Origin of the sequence: Rhizobium sp. BG4, assembly GCF_016864575.1 — a bacterium.
In the GTDB taxonomy this organism is placed as follows: Bacteria; Pseudomonadota; Alphaproteobacteria; order Rhizobiales; family Rhizobiaceae; genus Rhizobium.
On the sequence record NZ_CP044126.1, the window covers coordinates 717360 to 738972 of the forward strand.

A 21613-nucleotide genomic window follows, 5' to 3' on the forward strand; every position below is an offset into this window, starting at 1 on the left:
CCAGAGGTATTGCCCATGGCCAGACGTGTCGAAGACGCGCGCATCCTGATGTACAGCCACGATACGTTCGGTCTCGGCCACCTGCGCCGCTGCCGGACCATCGCCCATGCGCTGGTCGAGGATTATCGCGGCCTGAACATCCTGATCATCTCCGGCGCTACGATCGCCGGCGCCTTCGATTACCGCGCCCGCGTCGATTTTGTGAAGATCCCGAGCGTCATCAAGCTTCGCAACGGCGAATATACGTCGATGGCGAGCCATATTGATCTTCAGGATACGCTGAAGATGCGCGAATCGAGCATCCGCCACACGGCGGAAACCTTCCAGCCGGATATCTTCATCGTTGACAAGGAGCCCATGGGCCTGAAGGGCGAAGTCGAGGATACGCTCGCCTATCTCAAGGCCCGCGGCACGACGCTAGTGCTTGGCCTGCGCGAAATCATGGACGCCCCGCATCTGCTCGACGCCGAGTGGAAGCGCAACGGCATCATGCAGAAGATCGATCAGTATTACGACAGCGTCTGGGTCTATGGCCCGCCGGATTTCTACGACCCGCTCGTTGGTCTCGACGTTCCCGCCAATGTCCGCCGCAAGATGGATTTCGTCGGCTTCCTGCAGCGCAGCGTCTCCAAGAGCAAGAAGTCGCTGAACACGCCGAAGGACAACTATATCCTGGTGACCACCGGCGGTGGCGGCGATGGCTCAGATCTCGTCCATGACGTGATGAACGCCTACGAACAGGACCAGACGCTGCAGCAGAAGGCGCTCGTCGTCCTCGGCCCCTATATGCCCGCGGCGGAACGCACCAAGCTCGTCAAGAAGGGCGAGAAGATCGCGGCGATCGAGGTCATCGAGTTCGACAATCACATGGAAGAACTGATCGCCGGGGCAACCGCTGTCGTCGCCATGGGCGGCTACAATACCTATTGCGAGATTCTCTCGTTCGACAAGCCGGCGCTGATCGTGCCGCGCGTCAAGCCGCGCGAAGAGCAGCTGCTGCGCGCCCAGCGCGCCAGCGAACTCGGCCTCGTCGATATGCTGCTGCCGGACCAGTCAGCCAATCCGGCTGTGATGGCTGAGGCGCTGAAGCGCCTTCCGAGCCGCCTGCCGCCGTCGAAAAGCGGCTGCAACATGCGCCTCGAAGGCCTTGATCATATCTCGGAGACAGTCGGCCACTGGCTCGACAACCGCGGCGGCCACCTTTCCCTCGTCGGCGCAGAGTGAAGACAACAGCCTTGCCAGAACGCCGGAAGATCCTCGTCGTGCTGAAGGGCTATCCACGCCTTTCGGAAACCTTCATCGCGCAGGAACTGCTCGGCCTCGAGAAGGCCGGCTTCGACCTGACGCTGATTTCCATGCGCCGGCCGACCGACAAGAAGCGGCATCCTGTCCACGACGAGATCAAGGCCCGCGTCGTCTACCTGCCGGAATACCTGCACGAGGAGCCATTCCGCGTTCTGAAAGGCCTGTTTGCTGGTTTCGGCAAGGCGGGTTTCGGCGCATTGTTGAAGCGCTTCATGGCCGACCTGCCGCGCGATATCTCCCGCAACCGCTTTCGCCGTCTCGGCCAGGCGCTGGTGCTTGCCCGCGAATGGCCCGACAACGGCCGCTGGCTGCATGCCCATTTCATCCACACTCCGGCATCCGTCACCGAATATGCAAGCATCCTGACGGGCACGCCCTGGACCGTTTCGGCGCATGCCAAGGATATCTGGACGTCGCCGGATTGGGAGTTGAACGAGAAGCTCTCGAGCGCCCGCTGGGCGGTGACGTGCACGCGCACCGGCTACGAGCATATGCGCACGCTGACCAGCCGTCCGGATGCGGTGCATCTCAGCTATCACGGGCTCGACCTCGCCCGCTTCGGCCATTTCTCCGGCGAACGTTCGCTGCGGGACGGCTCGTCGGCCGATGATCCGGTCTTCCTGCTCAGCGTCGGCCGCGCCGTCGAGAAGAAGGGCTACGACATCCTGCTGCGGGCGCTCGCGCTTCTGCCGCCGGAGCTCAACTGGCGGCTGGATCATATTGGCGGCGGCGAGGAGCTGTCGAAGCTGAAGTCCATCGCCAATGAGCTCGGTCTCGGCAAGCGTATCGCCTGGAAAGGCGCACTCGCCCAGGAAGACGTGCTGGATCACTACCGCCGCGCCGATCTCTTCGTACTCGCCTGCCGCATCGCCGCCAATGGCGACCGCGATGGCCTGCCGAATGTCCTCGTCGAGGCATCAAGCCAGCGGCTCGCCTGCCTCTCCACCAATATTTCCGGCGTGCCCGAGCTGCTGACGGATGGCGAGAACGGCCTGGTCGTTCCCCCGGAAGATCCGAAGGCCCTGGCGGCAGCCCTTGAAAGGGCGATCCGCGATCCGGCGCTGCGCCATCGGCTGGGCGATGCCGCCGAGCAGCGGGTGCGGGCGCAATTTGACTATCACTCTAGCATCGCGCAGCTGACACAGCTTTTCGAAGACGAATGGCGGAAAGACCCATGAGCGCCAAGCGCGTTTTCTTCTACGTCCAGCATCTGCTCGGCATCGGCCATATCGCCCGCGCCAGCCGCATCGCCAATGCGATGGCGAAGGATGGTTTCGACGTCACCGTCGTGACGGGCGGTCTGCCGGTGCCCGGCTTCCCGGCCGAGGGCTTGAAGACCATCGCCTTGCCGGCGGTCGTTGCCGGCAAGGCCGGTTTCTCCGGCCTCGCGGATGCCAACGGCAATCCGGCAACGGAAGATTTCCTCAATGCGCGTCGCGACCAGCTGCTCGCCGCATTCGCGAACGCCAAGCCCGACGCCGTCATCATCGAGGCCTTCCCCTTCGGCCGCCGCCAGATGCGCTTCGAACTGCTGCCACTGCTCGATGCCATCGCTGCAGCCAATCCGCGGCCGAAACTCTTCAGCTCGGTGCGCGACATCCTGCAGGAAAATCGCAAGGCTGGCCGCGATGCGGAAACCGTGAAACTGGTGCAGGAGCATTTCGATGCCGTCCTCGTTCACGGCGATCCCGATTTCGTCCGCCTGGAAGACACGTTTCCGCTGACACCGGAGATCGCCGGCAAGGTCCGCTATACCGGTATGGTCGCGCCGCCACCGGCGGCCGATCCGGCCGAACGCTTCGACATCATCGCCTCCGCAGGCGGCGGCGCCGTCGGGCTGGAGCTGATCCGCGCGGCCCGGGATGCGGCTCGCTCCCTGCCCGCAGAATACCGCTGGCTGCTGATATCGGGACCCAACCTGCCGGAGGCCGATTTTCAGTCTCTGCAGGACGATGCGCCTGCCAATGTCACCCTCGTGCGCTTCCGCAAGGATTTCCCTTCGCTGCTGAAGGGCGCCAAGGTCTCGATCTCGCAGGCGGGCTATAACACCGTCGGCGACCTCCTGCGCACCGATTGCCGGGCGATCCTCATCCCCTTCGTCGCCGGTGGAGAAACCGAACAGACGGTACGGGCCAAGCGGCTGAAGGCGATGGGGCTCGCGGGCATCTTGCCGGAAACCGGATTGACCGCAGCGCATGTCGCCGAAGCCGTGACCGAAGCGATGGATGCGCCGCCCCGCAAGGCCGCGAGCCTGGATTTGGCTGGCGCGGAGACCACAGCTGCGATCATTCGCACGATGCTCGGCTGAATTGCTCGCACTTTATGAAAGTCCTGTGATATAAACGAACTTCCGGCAGAATCGGCTTTTCGACGGCAGTCCGCTTCGCCTTGTTTTCGTTACGATATCCGGCGGTCCGGCGGCATGATCCTGTTTCCCGAATCTCCCTCCTCGAACGTCTCCGGACCCTCCCATCAGGCTGACGGTTAGCAATGGAAAAGAGCCTCGCCCGCTATATCTGGTCGAACACCCGCCTCCAGCAGCTCTGGATTCTGGCGGTCGTTGCGGCGTCGATGATCCCCTACTTCCTGTCCTTCGATCTGCCGAAGCAGATCGTCAACGGACCGATCCAGGGTGACGGCTTCGACAATGCCAATGCGACGCAGACCTTCATGCACCTGTCCTACGACCTGCCGCTGATCGGGCATGTCGAGCTCTTCCAGGGCATCCAGCTGAACCGCCTGCAGATGCTGATGGCGCTGAGCCTGGTATTCCTGGCGCTGGTGGTGCTGAACGGCCTCTTCAAGTTCTATATCAACACCTATAAGGGCCGCCTTGGCGAGCGCATGCTGCGCCGCATCCGCTTTCAGCTGATCGACCGCGTCCTGCGTTTCCCGCCGTCGCACTTCAAGAAGGTGAAGTCGGCCGAAATCGCGACGATGATCAAGGACGAGGTGGAGCCGATGGGCGGCTTTACCGGCGACGCCTTCGTTTCTCCGGCGCTACTGGGCGGCCAGGCGCTGACGGCGCTCGCCTTCATCATCGTCCAGAATTTCTGGCTCGGCATGATCGCCGCCGGTATCGTCGGCGTGCAGGCCATCGTTATTCCGCGGATGAGAAAGCGGCTTCTGGATCTCGGCCGCCAGCGCCAGCTGACCGCCCGCGAACTCTCCGGCCGCGTCGGCGAAATCGTCGATGGCATCGGCACCATCCATGGCAACGATACGTCGAATCTCGAGCGCGCCGACATCGCGTCGCGCCTCGGGCTGATCTTCAAGATCCGCTACGACCTCTATCAGTGGAAGTTCCTGGTCAAGTTCCTGAACAACTTCCTGGCCCAGGTCACGCCCTTCCTGTTCTACGCGATCGGCGGTTATCTGGCGCTGCAGGGACGGCTCGATATCGGTCAGCTCGTCGCCGTCATCTCGGCCTACAAGGACCTGCCCGGCCCGCTGAAGGAACTGATCGACTGGGACCAGATGCGTCAGGACGTGCAGGTCAAGTACCAGCAGGTCTACGAGCAGTTCAACGTCGAGCCGCTGATCGACAGCAAGATTCAGGAAATTCCGGGCGACGTCGTCGGCCCGCTGACCGCGGCTCTCGTCGTCACCAATCTCGCCGTCAGCGACGACAGCGGCGCGCGTCTGGTCGATCACGTCTCGGTCGAGATCAAGCCGAACGAAACGGTCGCCATCGTCGGGCCGAACGGCAGCGGCGCGGAAGCCTTTGCCGAAGCGCTCGGGCGCATCGTCTGGCCGGATTCCGGCCGCATCAGCATCGACGGGCGCGACCTTCTCGATATGCCGGAATCGGTGACGGGCCGGCGCATCTCCTATGCTTCGTCGGACACCTATTTCTTCCACGGCACGCTGCGCGACAACCTGCTTTACGGGCTCAAGCACGCGCCGCTGACCGATCCAGCCTACGACTCGCAGAAGGCGCTCGAACTCAAGTGGCGCAATGCCGAGGCGCTGCGCGCCGGCAATCCGACATTCGACCTGAACAGCGACTGGGTGGATTACAATGCCGCAGGTGCCAACGGACCCGAAGACCTGCTGAAGGCGATCCGGCCGGTTCTCGACGCGGTGATGATCTCACAGGATATCCTCGACCTCGCCTTGCGCTCCTCGGTCGATACATCCGTGCATGTCGTCCTAGCTGACCGCATCGTCGATCTGCGCCTCGCACTGCGTGACCGCCTCAAGGAAGAGAACCTCGATACGATCGTCGTGCCCTTCGATTTCGACGCCTACAATCCGCAGGCGACGGTCGGCGAAAATCTGCTGTTCGGCACGATGAAGCGGCCGATGATGACCAACCGCCGGCTGGCGGCGCATCCCTATTTCCAGCAGCTTTTCCGCGACACCGGGCTCAGCAACGATCTCTACGCCATGGGTCTCGAGATCGCGGAAAACGCCGTCGAACTCTTCCATGACCTGCCGCCGGACCACCCGTTCTTCCAGCAGCTGACCTTCATGACGGCGGATGACATTCCGACCTATCAGGCGCTGCTCCAGAAACTGACAAGCCGGAAATTCGAGGATGCGACGGCGGAAGAACGGTCGAGCATCATCCGGCTAAGCTTCGCCTACATCGAGCCCCGCCACCGTTTTGGTCTGCTGACCGACGAGCTGATGGCGAAGATCGTTTCGGCCCGCAAGCAGTTCCACGAGCATATTCCCGACGATCTCTCGGCCCTGATCGAGCGCTACGATCCCGAGCGCTTCACCGCATCGGCAAGCCTGATGGACAACGTGCTGTTCGGCCGCATCGCCTATCAGCAGGCCGATGCCTCCGACCAGATCCGGCTGATCATGGGCGAGCTGTTCGACCAGCTCGATCTCTATGACGACGTGCTGTCGATCGGCATGGAATTCGACGTCGGCTCCGGTGGCAAGCGCCTGACGATGGTGCAGCGCCAGAAGGTCAATATGGCCCGCACGCTCTTGAAGCGCTCGGACTATTTCATCTTCAACCGGCCGCTGCTGGCACTCGACCAGCGTGTCCAGGACCAGATCATCCGCAACGTCGTGACCGGGCTGCATGAAGAGGGCAAGCGGCCCGCGATCATCTTCGTGCTCTCCAATGCCCGGCTGGCGGAAATCTTCGACCGGATCCTGCTGTTCGAGCGCGGCGGCCTTGCCGAAGCCGGTGGCTATCCGGAACTTTCGGAGAAAAACACTATGTTCAAGGAACTGTTATCGTAATAATCTATTGGGGCGGCTGAGACGGCATTCTTGCGAGGGAATGCCTGGTAGAGTTTTAAAAAGCGCGATCTCCTTTGGCGAGGAGGCGCTGCAGGGGGTAAAACGCTCATGCTGTTGAGAGATGAAGTCGAAATGCTGCGACGGGTGCCGATCTTTTCCAGGATCGCTCCGGCGAAACTCAAGCTTTTGGCGTTCACCTCCGACCGGATAACCTACAAGGCCGGTCAGAACCTCTTCCACCAGGGCGATCCGGGCGACGCAGCCTATGTGATCCTCTCTGGCACAGCCGATATTCTCGTCCACTCTCCCGCCGGCGACATCAAGGTTGCCGATGTCGAGCTCAATTCCATCGTCGGCGAAATCGCCATTCTCTGCGACGTCTCGCGTACGGCAACCGTGCGCGCCACCTCGGGCCTCGAAGTCCTGCGCATCAGCAAGGAACACTTCCTGAAGCTGCTGAGCGACTTCCCTGAAATGGCCGTCGAGATCATGCGCGTGCTGGCCGACCGCCTTAACCACACGACCGCCGAACTGACCGCCGCCCGCGCCAAGCAGCCGGAAGCCGTCGCTCGCTAACCAGCCTCACTCCTCTTCCGGCGGCCATTGCTGGGCGCCGTGAAGCAGGCGTAGAATGTGTACCTGCTGGGCCTTTTCATCGATGCGATAGATGATGACGTAGGAGCTGTTGGGAACAACGAGCTCCCGCGTGCCTTTCTGGCGACCAATTCGGCCAGCGAGAGGGTAACTGTGCAGGAGCTCGCTCTGGCTGCGTACAAGCGTTTCCAAACGGACTGCTGCCTGAGGGTTTCGCTGGAATATATAGGACACCTGGTTTCGGCGATCGTTCAGAGCACGCGGCAGCCATCTGACGATCACTGCCGATCACCTGGCAAGCGCGACCTCAGGCTAGCCAGCAACTCGTCCATTTCCTTGTTGGCCTCTTCATCGCTGATCCACACCGTATTCGGATCATCCGCTTCGCGAAGGCCGATCTGAACCTGTTCGCGGAACCACCGGTCATGCTCGGCGGCCTCATGTGCCCGCTTCAGAGCGTCGGCGCGATCGGGGCGTTTGGCGGGCTCGGCGGCATAATCGCTGGCGTCGACGTCGAACTGGGAGATGCCGACGTCCCGGAGATAAGACACCAGCGTCTCCATCTTCTTGAAGAGCCTGACCTGACGGCTGCGCTGCGCCGCAAGCGGATGCTCGCTCTTTCCGTAGCGCACGACGATGGACCAGCCGCCTGTCTGGCCGACGACAAGCGTCCTGTCGATGGCACCAGCGCCCGCCAGTTGGGCGAGCGTCGCATGGTCGATCGTGGAACGGGTCATGGCGGCATCTCCTTCGTAGAGAAGGATATGCAATCAATTATAATTTGCAACGCATCGATCAATAAAAAGCCCGGTCGAAACCGGGCTTTTCGAATCGACCTGGCGCGGTCCCTAATCTATTCCCGCTGCTCCAGCGCCCTGCTGAAGGCGAGCGCTGCCAGCGTGCAGATGGCACCTGAGAGCAGGTAGTAGCCAACGAAGGTCAGGCCGAAGCTGCTGGAGAGGCTGAGCGCCACCAACGGCGCAAAGCCGGCGCCGACCAGCCAGGCGAGGTCGGAGGTGAAGGCGGCGCCTGTGTAGCGGTAGCCGCGGCCGAAGCGCGAGGAGATCGAGCCGGTTGCCTGGCCGAAGGACAGGCCGAGCACGCCGAAGCCGATGATGACGAACGCGTCCTGGCCAGCATCGCCCGAAGCGATCAGCATCGGACCGACAAAGGAGAAGATCGCGATCAGCACGGCACAGACGGCCAGCTGGGCACGGCGGCCGATTCGGTCGGCGATCAGGCCCGACGCGATGATCGCGACGATGCCGACAAGCGCGCCGATGATCTGCACCACCATGAAGGTGTCGAGCGGCTGCGTGCCGTAGAGGCTCATCCAGCCGAGCGGGAAGATGGTGACGAGGTGGAACATCGCGAAGCTCGCGAGCGGCACGAAGGCGCCGATCAGGATATCGCGGCCGTGGATTTTCAGAACCTTGCCGATCGGCGCGGCTTCAAGTTCGTGCTGTTCCAGAAGTGTGCCGAACTCCTGCGTCATGACCAGACGCAGGCGCGCAAAGAGCGCCACGACATTGATCGCGAAGGCGACGAAGAACGGATAGCGCCAGCCCCAGGAGAGGAAATCCTCATTGGAGAGATTGGCGATGAAGAAGCCGAAGATAGTGCTCGCCAGCGCAAAGCCGATAGGCGCACCGAGCTGCGGGATCATCGCGTACCAGCCGCGCTTGTTCTGCGGCGCGTTCAGCGCCAGAAGCGAGGCGAGACCATCCCAGGCGCCACCGAGCGCGAAGCCCTGACCGAGCCGGAAGAGCGCCAGAAGCGCGATCGCCCAATAGCCGATCTCGTTATAGCCGGGCAGGAAGGCGATCGACGCGGTCGAGCCGCCGAGCAGGAACAGCGCGATCGTCAGCTTCGTGCCGCGGCCATAGAATCGGTCGATCGTCATGAAGACGACAGAGCCGACCGGACGCGCCAGGAAGGCCAGCGAAAAGATCGCGAACGAATAGAGCGTCCCCGTCAGCCTGTCCGGTGCAAAGGGAAAGATCAGCTGCGGGAAGACCAGGACAGAGGCCAGGCCATAAACAAAGAAATCGAAGAATTCGGACATTCGCCCGATGATGACGCCAAGAGCAATACTTCCAGGCGAAACCTTTTCGCCGGCATGAATCTGTCTTGCGTCACGTTCGAGTGTCGTGGACGATGGTCCATAGTGTGCTGCAGTCATTAAACGCCTCCCTCGTCGAGACGCTTGCGGCAAAGCGCCTCAAGACGATCTTGATCAAACCTGCAAGGTTATCAAGTCTGACGGACGTAAATAGTTCATCATCCATTCTCAAAATTAGATGTGGATGAGAAATTGGGCGTGATCGCCCGATTCGCGGCGTTTCAAGTGGCCGTTTCCGTTTTCGCGGATATATTATGCCGCACAAAAGCATGCGCTGGGGCCAAATCCTTCCGAAACTTATCAGGATTTCAACGCCGTAGCGCCTTACATTCTTTGCCGCGCTGCGGCATGTTTGCTGCAGTGCGACCAAACACCTCATGTTGCCATCAGGTTCAGTGCTTTAGTCGCGGTTTGGACGAAACAACAAGAGCTTAGAGACGTGCAAAAACTCGTGAAGTTTTCCCGCCTTCTATCCGTGTTGCCGCTGATGATGCTGGCAGGATGCAATATGGTCGTGATGTCGCCGTCGGGCGATATCGCAAGTCAGCAGGCAGACCTCATTCTGGTCTCCACCTTCCTGATGCTGCTGATCATCGTGCCGGTCCTGTTCCTGACGTTCTTCTTCGCCTGGCGTTACCGGCGTTCGAATACGGCAGCGACCTATGATCCGGAATGGCATCACTCGACACGGCTGGAAGTGGTTATCTGGTCGGCACCGCTGGCCATCATCATCGCCCTTGGCGCCATCACCTGGATTTCGACTCACAAGCTTGATCCCTACCGTCCGCTAGATCGCATTGATGCCGAGCGCAGCATCCCCGAAAACGTCAAGCCGATGACTGTCGAAGTCGTGGCGCTCGATTGGAAGTGGCTGTTCTTCTATCCGGAGCTCGGCATTGCGACGGTCAACGAGCTGGCAGCGCCGGTCGATGTGCCGATCAATTTCAGGATCACCGCATCCTCGGTCATGAACTCCTTCTACATTCCCGCACTTGCCGGCCAGATCTACGCGATGCCCGGCATGCAGACGCAGCTTCATGCCGTCATCAACAAGGAAGGCGAGTATGAGGGCTTTTCCGCCAATTACAGCGGCGAAGGCTTCTCGCACATGCGCTTCAAGTTCCATGGCCTGAATCAGCAGGGCTTCGACGATTGGGTCGCCAAGGTGAAGAGCCAGGGCACGGCGCTGAACCGTGACGCCTATCTCAAGCTTGAAAAGCCGTCCGAGCGCGAACCGGTCCGCTACTACGCGACCGCCGACAAGGACCTCTACCAGGCGATCCTCAACCTCTGCGCCACGCCGGGCAAGATGTGCATGAGCGATATGATGCATATCGACATGATGGGCGGCGGCGGCAAGGAAAGCGCCGAGAACCGTGAAAAGCTGGAATATGACAACCGACACGTCGGCGAAGGCCATGGCGCAGAAGCCGAAGCAGTCCCCGCGGCCGCTACCCCTGCTTCCAGCGATCAGAAGCCGGCAGATGCTGCAAACGGCAATCAGCAGGACATGCCCGGTATGGACATGAGCGGCAGCGGCCACGACGGCCATTCGATGCCGGGCATGAACGATGGCAGCGGCGATCCGGCACCGGCCCAGCCGAGCAACAATTAAACCTGGCGCTTTGCGTCGCTAAGACACCAATGAACGGGTTATTCCATGTTTTCCAATCCTGACCTCCTGAAGTTCATCTTCGGCCGGTTGACCCTCGATGCGATCCCCTATCACGAGCCGATCCTGATCTTCACCTTCATCGGCGTTGCGATCGGCGGCATCGCCGTCGTGGGGCTCATCACCTATTTCAAGTTCTGGGGACCGCTCTGGCGCGACTGGATCACCAGCGTCGATCACAAGAAGATCGGCATCATGTATGTGATCCTCGCCGTCATCATGCTGCTGCGCGGCTTTTCCGACGCCATCCTGATGCGTATCCAACAGGCGATCGCCTTCAATGGATCCGAAGGCTATCTGCCGCCACATCACTACGACCAGATCTTCACGGCGCATGGCGTCATCATGATCTTCTTCGTGGCGATGCCCTTCGTCACCGGCCTGATGAACTTCGTCGTGCCGCTGCAGATCGGCGCCCGCGACGTCTCGTTCCCGTTCCTCAACAACTTCTCGTTCTGGATGACCACCGCCGGCGCGATCATCATCATGATCTCGCTCTTCATCGGTGAATTCGCACGGACCGGCTGGCTTGCCTATCCGCCGCTTTCGGGCGCGGACTACAGTCCTGGCGTCGGTGTCGACTATTATATCTGGGGCCTGCAAGTCGCCGGTGTCGGCACGACGCTGTCGGGGATCAACCTGATCGCGACGATCGTCAAGATGCGCGCTCCCGGCATGACCTTCATGAAGATGCCGGTCTTCACCTGGACCTCGCTCTGCACCAACGTGCTGATCGTCGCCTCCTTCCCGATCCTGACCGCCACCCTCGTTCTGCTGTCGCTCGACCGCTATGCCGGCACGAACTTCTTCACGAACGATCTCGGCGGCAATCCGATGATGTATGTCAACCTCATCTGGATCTGGGGCCACCCGGAAGTCTACATCCTCGTGCTGCCCGCCTTTGGCATCTTCTCCGAAGTGGTCGCGACCTTCTCCGGCAAGCGCCTCTTCGGCTACGCCTCGATGGTTTACGCCACCTGCGTCATCATGATCCTCTCCTACCTCGTGTGGCTGCACCACTTCTTCACGATGGGTTCGGGCGCCAGCGTCAACTCGTTCTTCGGCATCACCACGATGATCATCTCGATCCCAACAGGGGCGAAGATGTTCAACTGGCTGTTCACGATGTATCGCGGCCGCATCCGCTACGAAGTGCCGATGCTCTGGACCGTCGGCTTCATGGTCACCTTCGTCATCGGCGGCATGACCGGCGTCATGCTCGCCATCCCGCCAGCCGACTTCGTGCTGCACAACTCGCTGTTCCTGATCGCCCACTTCCATAATGTGATCATCGGCGGCGTGCTGTTCGGCCTCTTCGCAGGCGTCAACTACTGGTTCCCGAAGGCCTTCGGCTTCAAGCTTGACCCGTTCTGGGGCAAGATGAGCTTCTGGTTCTGGCAGATCGGCTTCTTCTTTGCCTTCATGCCGCTCTACGTGCTCGGCCTGATGGGTGTCACGCGCCGCGTCTCGCAGTTCGAAGATCCGTCGCTGCAGATCTGGTTCATCATCGCCGCCTTCGGCGCCGGCCTGATCGCCATCGGCATCGCCTCGTTCCTCATCCAGATCTTCGTCAGCTTCCGCAAGCGCGAGGCTCTCAAGGACGAGACCGGCGACCCGTGGGATGGCCGTACGCTGGAATGGGCGACCTCTTCGCCGCCGCCGGACTACAACTTCGCCTTCACGCCGGTCGTCCACGATCACGACAGCTGGTACGACATGAAGAAGCGCGGCTATGTCCGTCCGCTCGAGGGCTTCAAGCCGATCCACATGCCGAAGAACACCGGCACTGGCGCGATCCTCTCGGCACTCAGCATCGGCCTCGCCTTCGGCCTGATCTGGTACATGTGGTGGCTGGCGATCCTGTCCTTCGCCGCGATCGTCCTCGTGTCGATCGTCCACACCTTCAACTACAAGCGTGACTTCTACATTCCCGTGGAAGAAGTCACCGATACGGAAGACAAGCGCACGCAGCAGCTTGCCGCGGCGCAGGGATGACGACCATGACCGATCACACCATCGACACGGCCGAGAAGCCCGTTTTCTACCTCACCGAGGAGCATCATCCGGAGAGCAGCACCAATCTCGGTTTCTGGCTCTACCTGATGAGCGACTGCCTGATGTTCGCAGTGCTCTTCGCCACCTATGGCGTGCTCGGCCGCAACTATGCGGCCGGCCCGTCGCCGAAGGATCTGTTCGATCTGCCGCTGGTGGCAATCAACACCTCCATGCTGCTGCTGTCCTCGATCACCTACGGCTTTGCGATGCTGCAGATGATGCGTGGCTACAAGGCCGGCGTGCTGTTCTGGCTGGCCGTCACCGGCCTGTTCGGCGCAGCCTTCATCGGCCTCGAACTCTATGAGTTCGCGCATCTGATCCACGAGGGCGCAGGCCCGACGCGCAGCGCCTTCCTGTCGGCCTTCTTCACGCTGGTCGGCACCCACGGTCTGCACGTGACCTTCGGCATCATCTGGCTGATCACGCTGATGATCCAGGTCTCGATGCATGGCCTGATCGAAGCCAACAAGCGCCGCCTGATGTGCCTGTCGATGTTCTGGCACTTCCTCGATGTCGTCTGGATCGGCGTCTTTTCCTTGGTCTATCTGCTGGGAGTTCTCGGATGAGCTCGAACACTCACGCCCACGATGCGCATCACGACCACGGCCATGGCGGCCACGGTCACGGCGGTCACGAGGCCGATCACGGCTCGTTCAAGAGCTACATGATCGGGTTCGTCCTGTCGGTCATCCTGACGGCGATCCCCTTCTGGCTCGTCATGGCCGGCGTCTTCGAAAACCCGCTTGTCACGGCAACCGCGGTGATGATCCTCGGCGCGATCCAGATCGTCGTCCACATGATCTACTTCCTGCACATGAACACGCGTTCTGAAGGCGGCTGGACCATCATGGCGCTGATCTTCACGATCGTCATCGTCGCCATCGCGCTCGCCGGCACCTTCTGGGTAATGCATCATCTGAACACCAACATGATGCCGATGAGTCCCGAAATGATGAAGAACATGCCCTGAGCATGACGCGGGCGGCGATGAGCCGCCCGCTCTTTTTGCCATGACCGATCTTTCCGACACCAAGCCCGACAGCCGCCGTTCGCCCGTGAAGCTCTTTGCGCTCTGCGGCCTGATCCTCTTTGCCATGGCCGCATTCGTGGCGCTCGGCATCTGGCAGATCGAGCGGCTTTACTGGAAGCTCGACCTGATCGCCCGCGTCGACCAGCGCATCCACGCCGAACCGGTCGCGGCCCCCGGAGCGCGCAACATCAATCCCGCCGAAGACGAATATCTGCGCGTCAAGGCAACCGGCACGCTGGATAACAGCAAGGAGACCTTCGTCTATACCTCGACGGAGCTCGGCCCCGGCTATTGGGTGATGACGCCGCTGATGCTGGCGGACGGCAATGCCATCCTGATCAACCGCGGCTTCGTACCCTCGGAGAAACGCGACCCCAAAACCCGCGCCGAGGGACAGCTCTCCGGCACGGTGACGATCACCGGCCTGCTGCGGCCGACCGAGCCGAAAGGCTCGCTGCTGCAATCCAACGATCCCGCGACGGGATGGTGGTATTCGCGCGACGTCGCGGCGATCGCCGCCAACAAGGGCATCGAGAAGCCAGAGCCCTATTTCATCGATGCCGATGCGACGCCCAATCCCGGCGGTTCGCCGGTCGGCGGGTTGACCCGCGTCGTCTTTCCAAACAGCCACCTGAGCTACGCGATCACCTGGTTCGCCATGGCGATCATGATGGCCGGGCTGCTTGTGGTCGTCATCCGCAATGAGCTGCGCCGCCGCTAATCACATCGCCCGGCATTGCGGGAAGGCGCGGGCCGCGACCTCTTCCGCCGCGGCATAGGCCTGGCTGACAATCTCCGGCACCAGATCGATATCCGGCAGACTGCCAAGCCCGAGCGGGCCGATCGCAAATATGCCATCCACCGCCGAACCATCCTCAAGATAGGGCTCGCCCCGCTGATTCACGGCAATGCCGAGCCCGAGTTCGTCCGGCATCGCCAATCCGGCAGCAAAGAGGCTCTGCAGCAGGGGCGCCTCAAGATCGGCGGCGCGGCAGCGGCAGTCGATGACCCGCTCTGCATGGATCACTTCCTCAGCGGCCGATCCCGCCGGCGTAAAGAAGATGCCGCTCAGTCCCTGCCGCCCGGCAACGCCGCGGCGAAGCACGGTATTGCCACCGGCGAGCTCGCGCTTCAGACGCAGATACATGGCTTCGGGCAGACGATTGCGGTGGCTGTCATAGATGGCGCGCAGATGCCGGTTGAACTGCTGCTTCTGGCGCGCCGGCAGCGCCCGCCAGAGCGAGCGGGCATGTTTGCGCAATCCGTTCATCACCGACTGCCAGCTGCGCCCCGCCTCCTCCGCCTCACGGCAGGCATTGCGGATAAAGCGCAGGATGTCAGGCAGGTCCTTCGGCAGTTCTTCTGCAGGAAAAACCGGCTCGGCGGAGTTCGGCGTATGGCTCTGCGGCAGGAATCCGTGTTTGGAGACGATGGTGATCTGGCCGCCATAGCCTTCGTCGCGCAGCTGCAGCAATTGGTCGACGACGCGGATGCCGCTGCCGAGAAGAATGGTATGCGGGCGGCCAACGAGACGCTGGGCGCGCACCGGCGCACCTTCGCCGGAGAGCAGATCGGCCTGCGGGAGCCCGTAGCCGGTCGCCAGGAAAACGGTATCGAAGAGCGGATTGGCAGGACCGGCATGTTCGAGAAGGAAGCGGTGGCCGTGGCTCCTGCGGATCGCCACGACGGGTTCGTGGCTGACCTGGACGGTGATGTCCTTGCGGGTGGCGAGCGCTTCGGAAAAGCGCTGGTAAACGTAATCGCTGAAAATTTCCTTGGGCACGAAGATCTGGCGGAATCCCGGGATCGCCGCGGGCACCGCAGCGCGGAACTCCGCGTTGCTACAGAGCCAGTCGTTGAAATCATCGGCATCCCCAATCGAAACCGAGAGATCGCGAACGCGGGTGTTGAGGATCGCCGAGCGCCGGGCCGAAGACAGCGCCTGCCCGCCGCTGACGGAGGAATTGGGATCGAAGAGCTGCAAATGGAACGGTGTGCGAACCGTCTTCATCAGCGCAATCGCCGTCATCATCCCGGAAAAGCCGCGCCCGACAATGGCGATGCGCGGAATGGCGGAAGGCTTCGCCGCCGCCGCGGCCTTCGCAGAGAAAAGTCCTTGAACCGTCATCTCAACTCCTCGCGGTCATCGCCGCATCCGTGTCTCGATCAGGGTATCGACGCAGAAAAATCGCGCTGCGTCGGCCAGGGTTCGCGCCGCCATACAAGCGGTTGTCCGGCACGCGCCGGAGAAAGAACTAGGGGAGCAATCGCTGCCGTCCATAGTCTATCAAACTGGTCGTGTATGAGAGCGGAAAATGATGCAGCTGGCAACCCCCTCGCCCACGAAGCCCTCATGCGACATGCTAACCCGTTGATCTCGATGCGGGCTTTCCCTTTTTCCGGCACACCGCCAAGACAACAGCGATTTCCACCAGAAGGCGAACGGGAAGCCGGCTGTCTTTCACGCGCGCCCGCCGCCGGATTTTCCCCTCACGATAAAATAACCGGTTGGTGAATTCTTTACTTGAACGGCCGGATGGAATCGGCAAAAGTAAGCGTACTATCAATCCCTTCATGGAATTGCCGTCTTTTCGGGCCACCGTCCGGACACACACATCTATTTGGAATCATTACCGTGAGCAGCGATGCGTCTATGAGCGTCACGAAGCCTTCGGCTTCGCTGGCGAAAGCGACCGCGGCGGGCTGGGGTAAGGGCCTCTTTACGCTGGTCCGCATTACCGTCATGGCCTTCCGTCATCCCTGGCAATCAGGTTTTGCGATCGGTGCGACGCTTGTCGCATCGACGTTTCAGCTGCTGATTCCCCGGCTTCTCGGCCAGGCGGTGGACCATACACAGGTTGCATTGAGCGGCGGGACGGCGGGCCAGATGGCGCAGGATGCGCTGTTGACCACGGCGTTGATGCTGCTCGGCGCCAGCGTGTTGCGCGGCATCTTCACGATGATCCAGAACTACTATTCCGAGAGCGTCGGCCACCATATGGGCTACGAGCTGCGGCTCGCCTGCTACGAGAAGATCCAGCGCCTCTCCTTCAGCTTTCACGACACCGTCCATTCCGGCGATCTGATCACTGTCGGCCTTCTCGATCTCGAAGGCGTGCGCATGTATTTCTCGACGGCGCTCGTGCGTGTCTTCCTGCTGTCGATGCTGATTGGCATCGGTGCCTATATGCTGATCTCGACGGATGTGGTGCTCGGGCTTCTGGCGCTGTCCTTCGTGCCCTTCGTCGGCTGGCGGTCCTCGGTGACGCAGCTGAAGCTGCGTGCCACCTGGCTGGAGCTGCAGGAACGGCTCTCGGTCCTGACCCGCATCATGGAAGAAAATCTCGGCGGTATCCGCGTCGTGCGCGCCTTCGCGGCACAGGATCACGAGATGGCGAAGTTCGAGGCTGCCTCGACCAATGCCGTCGAGCTTGCCCATGAGCGCGTCGGCATCCGTGTTGCCAATACCAGCGCCATGACCTTCTCCTTCTTCGCCTCGATGGGCCTGGTGCTCTGGGTCGGCGGCGGCAAGGTCATGTCCGGCGAGATCACCGTCGGGACGCTCGCCTCGTTCCTCACCTTCATGACCATCCTGCAGATGCCGGTGCGCCAGCTCGGTCTGATGGTCAATGCCTTCGCCCGCGCCTCCACCTGCGGAACCCGACTGTTCAACCTGCTCGATCTCGAGATCGCGGTGCGCGACGCGCCTGACGCGAAAGAGCTGAAGGTCACCGAGGGCACGCTGCGGTTCGAGCATGTCGAGTTCGCCTATCCGAGCTCCGAGATGCATCAGGTGCTCTACGATATTAGCTTCGAGGCCAAGCGCGGCGAGACTGTCGGCATCGTCGGCCCGCCCGGCAGCGGCAAGTCGACGATCGCGCATCTGATCCCGCGCTTCTACGACGTGACCCGCGGCAAGATCACCATCGACGGACGGGATATCCGCCAGGCGACGTTGCAGTCGCTGCGCCGTTCGGTCGCCGTCGTCCAGCAGGATTCCTTCCTGTTCACCACCTCGATCGAGAACAACATCGCCTATGGCGACCCATGGGCCAAGGAACAGCGCATCGAGCGCGCCGCCGAAAGCGCCCAGCTGCATAATTACGTGCTGGGCCTGCCGACCGGCTATGACACCGTCGTCGGCGAACGCGGCGTGTCGCTCTCCGGCGGCCAGCGCCAGCGCCTGTCGATCGCCCGCGCCCTGATGCTGCGGCCGGCCGTGATGGTCTTCGACGATTCGACCGCGGCAATCGATGCGGCGACCGAGCAGCGCATTCGCGCCGCCATGCGCAAATATGCCGCCGACCGCGTCACCCTCATCGTCGCTCATCGGCTGAGCTCGCTGATGCATGCCGACCAGATCCTCTTCGTCGAGGAAGGCCGGATCGTCGAGCGCGGCACGCATGCGGAACTGCTCGCCCTCGGAGGGCGCTACAAGGCGCTTTACGACCTGCAGATCCGGCCGGGTGATGAGGCTTTGAGTGCTTAACGATTGAGGGCGTGCCGTGCAGCCCCCTCATCCAGCTGCCGCCACCTTCTCCCCGAGGGGAGAAGGTGGCCCGAAGGGTCGGATGAGGGGGCCACAGGCACCACTGCTTTGGCGGCGGCCAAATAAAACAAATACGGGGCCTAAATGGCCGTGGGAGGAATGACATGGCCGAGGAGATGGAAACCGAGCGTCCGGATCCGCGCGAAGACGGCAGGCGGCCGCCGCGAGCGGTGGTCGGGTCGCATCGTGTCGAGGAGGAGATGTTCGGCAAGGCCTTCGACGGCAATATCGTCAAGCGCATCTGGGCCTTCGTTCATCCCTATCGCGACAAGATCGTCTGGTCTGTCGTCGCCGTGCTCACCTTCACGGCGATGCAGCTGACGATCCCGCTGATTATCCGTTACGCCATCGACCACGGCATGCAGCCGGGCAGCAATTCCTCGGCGCTGACTTGGGCGATCGTCGCCTTCCTCTGCGCCATCCTCGTCAACTATGCCGCAAGCTATGCGCAGGAGACGTTGGTCGGCGGCGTCGCCGAGAACGTGCTTTTCGACATGCGTAAGGCGATGTTCTCGCATCTGCAGCGCGTCTCGCTCTCCTTCATGGACAAGACCGAAGTCGGCCGCCTGATGTCGCGCCTGCAGGGCGACGTCAACTCGATGCAGGAATTCCTGGAAACCTCGGTTCTCTCGGTCGGCGACATCGCCCTGCTCTTCGGCATCGTCTTCGTGATGCTCTATCTCGACTTCAAGCTCGGCCTGCTGACGCTTTCGGTGCTTCCTGTGCTGTTTGTCGTGCGCCTGTTCTGGCTGCCGCTCGCGCGCAAATCCTTCATGGCAGCGCATGAGACGAACTCGGTGGCGGCCGGTGCGCTCGCCGAAGCCATTCATGGTGTCCGCGCCGTCCAGAGCATGGACCGCCAGGGCGTCAACTTCACCCTCTACGACGACAAGGCGCATGCCAACCTGCTGACCCACCTGACGGCAGCGCGCTATGCGCAGGTCATGGTGCCGATCGTCGACAGCCTGACGGGTGTCGCCATGGCGCTGGTCATCGTCGTCGGCGGTGCGCGGGTGCTCAACCAGGCGCTCGATGTCGGCGTGCTCGTCGCCTTCCTCTTCTATATCCAGCGCTTCTTCGACCCGATCCGCTCGCTGACGCTGCAATATTCCGTCATGCAGCGCGCCATGGCATCCGGCCAGCGGCTGACCGAAGTTCTCGACGTGCCTGTCGATATCAAGGATGCGCCTGACGCCAAGGTGCTGTCGAAGGACATGGACGGTTCGGTCGAGTTCCGCGACGTCGTCTTCGGCTACAATCCGAAGCACCCAGTGCTGAAGCATGTCAGCTTCCGGGTCAATCCGGGGAAACAGTCGCGCTGGTCGGGCCGACCGGCTCCGGCAAATCCAGCTGCATGTCGCTCATCCACCGCTTCTACGATGTGCAGCAAGGCCAGGTCGTCGTCGGCGGCCATGACGTTCGCGAACTGACGCAGGATTCGCTCGGCGACCAGATCGCGATGGTGCTGCAGGAGCCGTTCCTTTTCACCGGCACCGTCTTCGAAAACATCCGCTATCACAAGACCAAGGCCACCCGCGAACAGGTGATCGAGGCGGCCAAGGCCGTCGGCGCGCATGATTTCATCATGCGGCTGCCGCAGGGCTATGACAGCATGCTCGGCGAACGCGGCGGCAACTTGTCGCTTGGGCAGCGCCAACTGCTCTCCTTCGCCCGCGCGCTGGTGGCGGACGCGAAGATCCTGGTTCTCGACGAAGCCACGGCGAATATCGACAGCTATACCGAAATGCTGATCCAGAAGGCGCTGGTAAAACTCCTCGAAAACCGCACCGGCCTCGTCATCGCCCACCGCCTCGCCACCATCCGCGAAGCCGACCGCATCATCGTGCTGCAGAACGGCGAGCTGATCGAGAGCGGCAATCACAATCAGCTGATGAAGAACGGCAAGCTCTATTCACGGCTCTACAATCTCAATTACGCTTCCTTCGACGATATCCCGGAAGAGGTGCTTGAGGAGACCGCCTCGAACAATTCGGCGACCTAGCACATTGCCGATCGCCCCGGTTACGTCAGATTCGAATTAAAGAGGGAAGCGATGCCCGAGCCTGTCGAAAACATGAAGATCACCTTGGCATCACGGCCGTCAGGCGCGCCGGTGCCTGATAACTTCCGCCTCGAGCGGGCCGCCGTGCCTGAACCCGGCGAAGGCGAACTGCTGCTGCAGATCCTCTACCTGTCGCTCGATCCCTATATGCGCGGGCGTATGGACGACGCCAAATCCTATTCGGCGCCGGTAGCGATCGGCGGCGTCATGGAGGGCGGCACGGTCGCCCGCGTTGTCAGCAGCCGTAACAGCAATTTCGCACCCGGCGATATCGTGCTCTCCCACTCGGGATGGCAGCTTTATGCCACGTCCAACGGCGACGGCTTGCGGAAGCTCGATCCCACGCAGGCGCCGGTCACGACGGCGCTCGGCGTGCTCGGCATGCCGGGCTTCACCGCCTATGCCGGACTTCGCAATATCGGCAAGCCGAAGCCGGGCGAGACCGTCGTCGTCGCGGCTGCGAGCGGTGCCGTTGGATCGGTCGTCGGGCAGATTGCCAAACTGAGAGGCGCCAGAGCTGTCGCCATTGCCGGCGGGCCGGAGAAATGTGCCTTCGTCCGTGATGAACTCGGCTTCGATGTGGCGATCGATCACCGGGCCAAAGATTTTGGCGTCCAGCTCGCGGCGGCCTGTCCCGATGGGATCGATGTCTATTTCGAGAATGTCGGCGGCGCGGTTGCCGAAGCGGTCTTTCCGCTCCTCAACGATTTCGCGCGCATACCGGTCTGCGGCCTGATCGCCCACTACAACAACGAACCAGCAGAAGGCCTCGACCGCCTCCCCGGCTTCATGCGCGCCGTGCTGCGCAAGAGCCTGACGGTGCGCGGCTTCATCCAGCGCGAATTCGTAGACCAGAGGCCCGACTTTCTCACGGAGGCGTCGGCATGGATCGCAGACGGCCGCCTGAAATTCCGCGAGGACATCGTCGATGGGCTTGAGAATGCGCCCGAGGCTTTCATCGGCCTGCTGCAGGGCAAGAACTTTGGAAAGCTGATCATCCGCGTCAGCGAATAAGGGAT

Annotated in this window: 16 protein-coding genes and 1 pseudogene; 13 read left to right on the forward strand and 4 right to left on the reverse strand. The window is 61.8% G+C overall.

The genetic code is table 11. The features are described from left to right. Nucleotides 1-15 precede the first annotated feature (15 nt). The 5 genes from F2982_RS23460 (at nt 16) to F2982_RS23480 (ending at nt 7086) form a co-directional block, all read left to right on the forward strand. Nucleotides 16-1224, forward strand: coding sequence for a glycosyltransferase family protein (locus F2982_RS23460; protein ID WP_112712338.1), 1209 nt, complete (start codon nt 16-18; stop codon nt 1222-1224). Nucleotides 1225-1235: 11 nt separating this feature from the next. Next, nucleotides 1236-2483 (forward strand): glycosyltransferase, encoded by a 1248-nt coding sequence (locus tag F2982_RS23465; protein WP_203431084.1) that lies wholly within the window; start codon nt 1236-1238, stop codon nt 2481-2483. Continuing rightward, the gene (locus tag F2982_RS23470) at nt 2480-3613 is read left to right on the forward strand and encodes a glycosyltransferase (protein ID WP_203431085.1); all 1134 of its coding nucleotides are present in this window, start codon (nt 2480-2482) and stop codon (nt 3611-3613) included. Before F2982_RS23465 ends, F2982_RS23470 begins: the two co-directional genes overlap by 4 nt. 182 nt (nt 3614-3795) lie before the next feature. Next, a complete protein-coding gene (locus F2982_RS23475) occupies nt 3796-6510 on the forward strand; it encodes an ABC transporter transmembrane domain-containing protein (RefSeq protein ID WP_203431086.1) in 2715 nt (904 codons plus the stop codon). Between the two features lie 108 nt (nt 6511-6618). Continuing rightward, nucleotides 6619-7086 carry a cyclic nucleotide-binding domain-containing protein gene (locus F2982_RS23480; RefSeq protein WP_203431087.1) on the forward strand — a complete coding sequence of 156 codons (468 nt, stop codon included), beginning with the start codon at nt 6619-6621 and terminating at the stop codon, nt 7084-7086. A 6-nt stretch (nt 7087-7092) separates the two neighbouring features. Here F2982_RS23480 and F2982_RS23485 read toward each other — a convergent pair whose 3' ends face one another. The 3 genes from F2982_RS23485 to F2982_RS23495 all read right to left on the reverse strand — a co-directional run bounded on the left by F2982_RS23485 (nt 7093) and on the right by F2982_RS23495 (nt 9286). Continuing rightward, the gene (locus F2982_RS23485; protein ID WP_203431088.1) at nt 7093-7386 is read right to left on the reverse strand and encodes a type II toxin-antitoxin system RelE/ParE family toxin; all 294 of its coding nucleotides are present in this window, start codon (nt 7384-7386) and stop codon (nt 7093-7095) included. Next, the gene (locus F2982_RS23490; RefSeq protein ID WP_203431089.1) at nt 7383-7841 is read right to left on the reverse strand and encodes a hypothetical protein; all 459 of its coding nucleotides are present in this window, start codon (nt 7839-7841) and stop codon (nt 7383-7385) included. Before F2982_RS23490 ends, F2982_RS23485 begins: the two co-directional genes overlap by 4 nt. A 116-nt stretch (nt 7842-7957) precedes the next feature. Beyond that, a complete protein-coding gene (locus F2982_RS23495; protein ID WP_112712350.1) occupies nt 7958-9286 on the reverse strand; it encodes an MFS transporter in 1329 nt (442 codons plus the stop codon). A 379-nt stretch (nt 9287-9665) separates the two neighbouring features. Between F2982_RS23495 and cyoA the strand changes: the two genes are divergently transcribed. From cyoA to F2982_RS23520, 5 genes are read left to right on the forward strand one after another with little or no spacing between them, the layout of a single operon-like run. Further along, nucleotides 9666-10841, forward strand: a complete 1176-nt coding sequence (gene cyoA / locus F2982_RS23500) for a ubiquinol oxidase subunit II (protein ID WP_203431090.1) — start codon at nt 9666-9668, stop codon at nt 10839-10841. Nucleotides 10842-10886: 45 nt separating this feature from the next. Continuing rightward, entirely contained in the window at nt 10887-12893 is a 2007-nt protein-coding gene (cyoB, locus tag F2982_RS23505) for a cytochrome o ubiquinol oxidase subunit I (protein WP_112712354.1), read from the forward strand. A gap of 5 nt (nt 12894-12898) precedes the next feature. Continuing rightward, the gene (gene cyoC, locus F2982_RS23510) at nt 12899-13519 is read left to right on the forward strand and encodes a cytochrome o ubiquinol oxidase subunit III (protein WP_112712657.1); all 621 of its coding nucleotides are present in this window, start codon (nt 12899-12901) and stop codon (nt 13517-13519) included. Next, nucleotides 13516-13923: a cytochrome o ubiquinol oxidase subunit IV gene (cyoD, locus tag F2982_RS23515; RefSeq protein ID WP_112712356.1), complete on the forward strand. Its 408-nt coding sequence runs from the start codon at nt 13516-13518 to the stop codon at nt 13921-13923. Before cyoC ends, cyoD begins: the two co-directional genes overlap by 4 nt. Before the next feature lie 40 nt (nt 13924-13963). Continuing rightward, nucleotides 13964-14704 (forward strand): SURF1 family protein, encoded by a 741-nt coding sequence (locus F2982_RS23520; protein ID WP_203431091.1) that lies wholly within the window; start codon nt 13964-13966, stop codon nt 14702-14704. On the opposite strand, the gene F2982_RS23525 is transcribed toward F2982_RS23520, so the two are convergent. Beyond that, entirely contained in the window at nt 14705-16111 is a 1407-nt protein-coding gene (locus F2982_RS23525; protein ID WP_203431092.1) for an FAD/NAD(P)-binding protein, read from the reverse strand. It lies immediately after the preceding gene. A gap of 396 nt (nt 16112-16507) precedes the next feature. Here F2982_RS23525 and F2982_RS23530 point away from each other — a divergent pair, with 396 nt between their 5' ends. The 3 genes and pseudogenes from F2982_RS23530 to F2982_RS23540 all read left to right on the forward strand — a co-directional run bounded on the left by F2982_RS23530 (nt 16508) and on the right by F2982_RS23540 (nt 21608). Beyond that, nucleotides 16508-18472 carry an ABC transporter ATP-binding protein gene (locus F2982_RS23530; RefSeq protein ID WP_203431093.1) on the forward strand — a complete coding sequence of 655 codons (1965 nt, stop codon included), beginning with the start codon at nt 16508-16510 and terminating at the stop codon, nt 18470-18472. Nucleotides 18473-18636: 164 nt separating this feature from the next. Next, nucleotides 18637-20534, forward strand: a pseudogene (locus F2982_RS23535) (ABC transporter ATP-binding protein). A 51-nt stretch (nt 20535-20585) separates the two neighbouring features. Then, on the forward strand, nt 20586-21608 hold the full coding sequence (locus tag F2982_RS23540; RefSeq protein WP_203431094.1) for an NADP-dependent oxidoreductase: 1023 nt from the start codon (nt 20586-20588) through the stop codon (nt 21606-21608). Nucleotides 21609-21613: the final 5 nt, after the last annotated feature.

What these genes read in the sequence shown, in the direction of transcription:
- F2982_RS23520 (WP_203431091.1), top strand. Translation starts at nt 13,964, where the DNA reads ATGACCGATCTTTCCGACACCAAGCCCGACAGCCGCCGTTCGCCCGTG.
- F2982_RS23475 (WP_203431086.1), top strand. Translation starts at nt 3,796, where the DNA reads ATGGAAAAGAGCCTCGCCCGCTATATCTGGTCGAACACCCGCCTCCAG.
- F2982_RS23495 (WP_112712350.1), bottom strand. Translation starts at nt 9,286, where the DNA reads ATGACTGCAGCACACTATGGACCATCGTCCACGACACTCGAACGTGAC.
- cyoB (WP_112712354.1), top strand. Translation starts at nt 10,887, where the DNA reads ATGTTTTCCAATCCTGACCTCCTGAAGTTCATCTTCGGCCGGTTGACC.
- F2982_RS23540 (WP_203431094.1), top strand. Translation starts at nt 20,586, where the DNA reads ATGCCCGAGCCTGTCGAAAACATGAAGATCACCTTGGCATCACGGCCG.
- F2982_RS23525 (WP_203431092.1), bottom strand. Translation starts at nt 16,111, where the DNA reads ATGACGGTTCAAGGACTTTTCTCTGCGAAGGCCGCGGCGGCGGCGAAG.
- F2982_RS23490 (WP_203431089.1), bottom strand. Translation starts at nt 7,841, where the DNA reads ATGACCCGTTCCACGATCGACCATGCGACGCTCGCCCAACTGGCGGGC.
- F2982_RS23480 (WP_203431087.1), top strand. Translation starts at nt 6,619, where the DNA reads ATGCTGTTGAGAGATGAAGTCGAAATGCTGCGACGGGTGCCGATCTTT.
- cyoC (WP_112712657.1), top strand. Translation starts at nt 12,899, where the DNA reads ATGACCGATCACACCATCGACACGGCCGAGAAGCCCGTTTTCTACCTC.
- F2982_RS23470 (WP_203431085.1), top strand. Translation starts at nt 2,480, where the DNA reads ATGAGCGCCAAGCGCGTTTTCTTCTACGTCCAGCATCTGCTCGGCATC.
- cyoD (WP_112712356.1), top strand. Translation starts at nt 13,516, where the DNA reads ATGAGCTCGAACACTCACGCCCACGATGCGCATCACGACCACGGCCAT.
- F2982_RS23460 (WP_112712338.1), top strand. Translation starts at nt 16, where the DNA reads ATGGCCAGACGTGTCGAAGACGCGCGCATCCTGATGTACAGCCACGAT.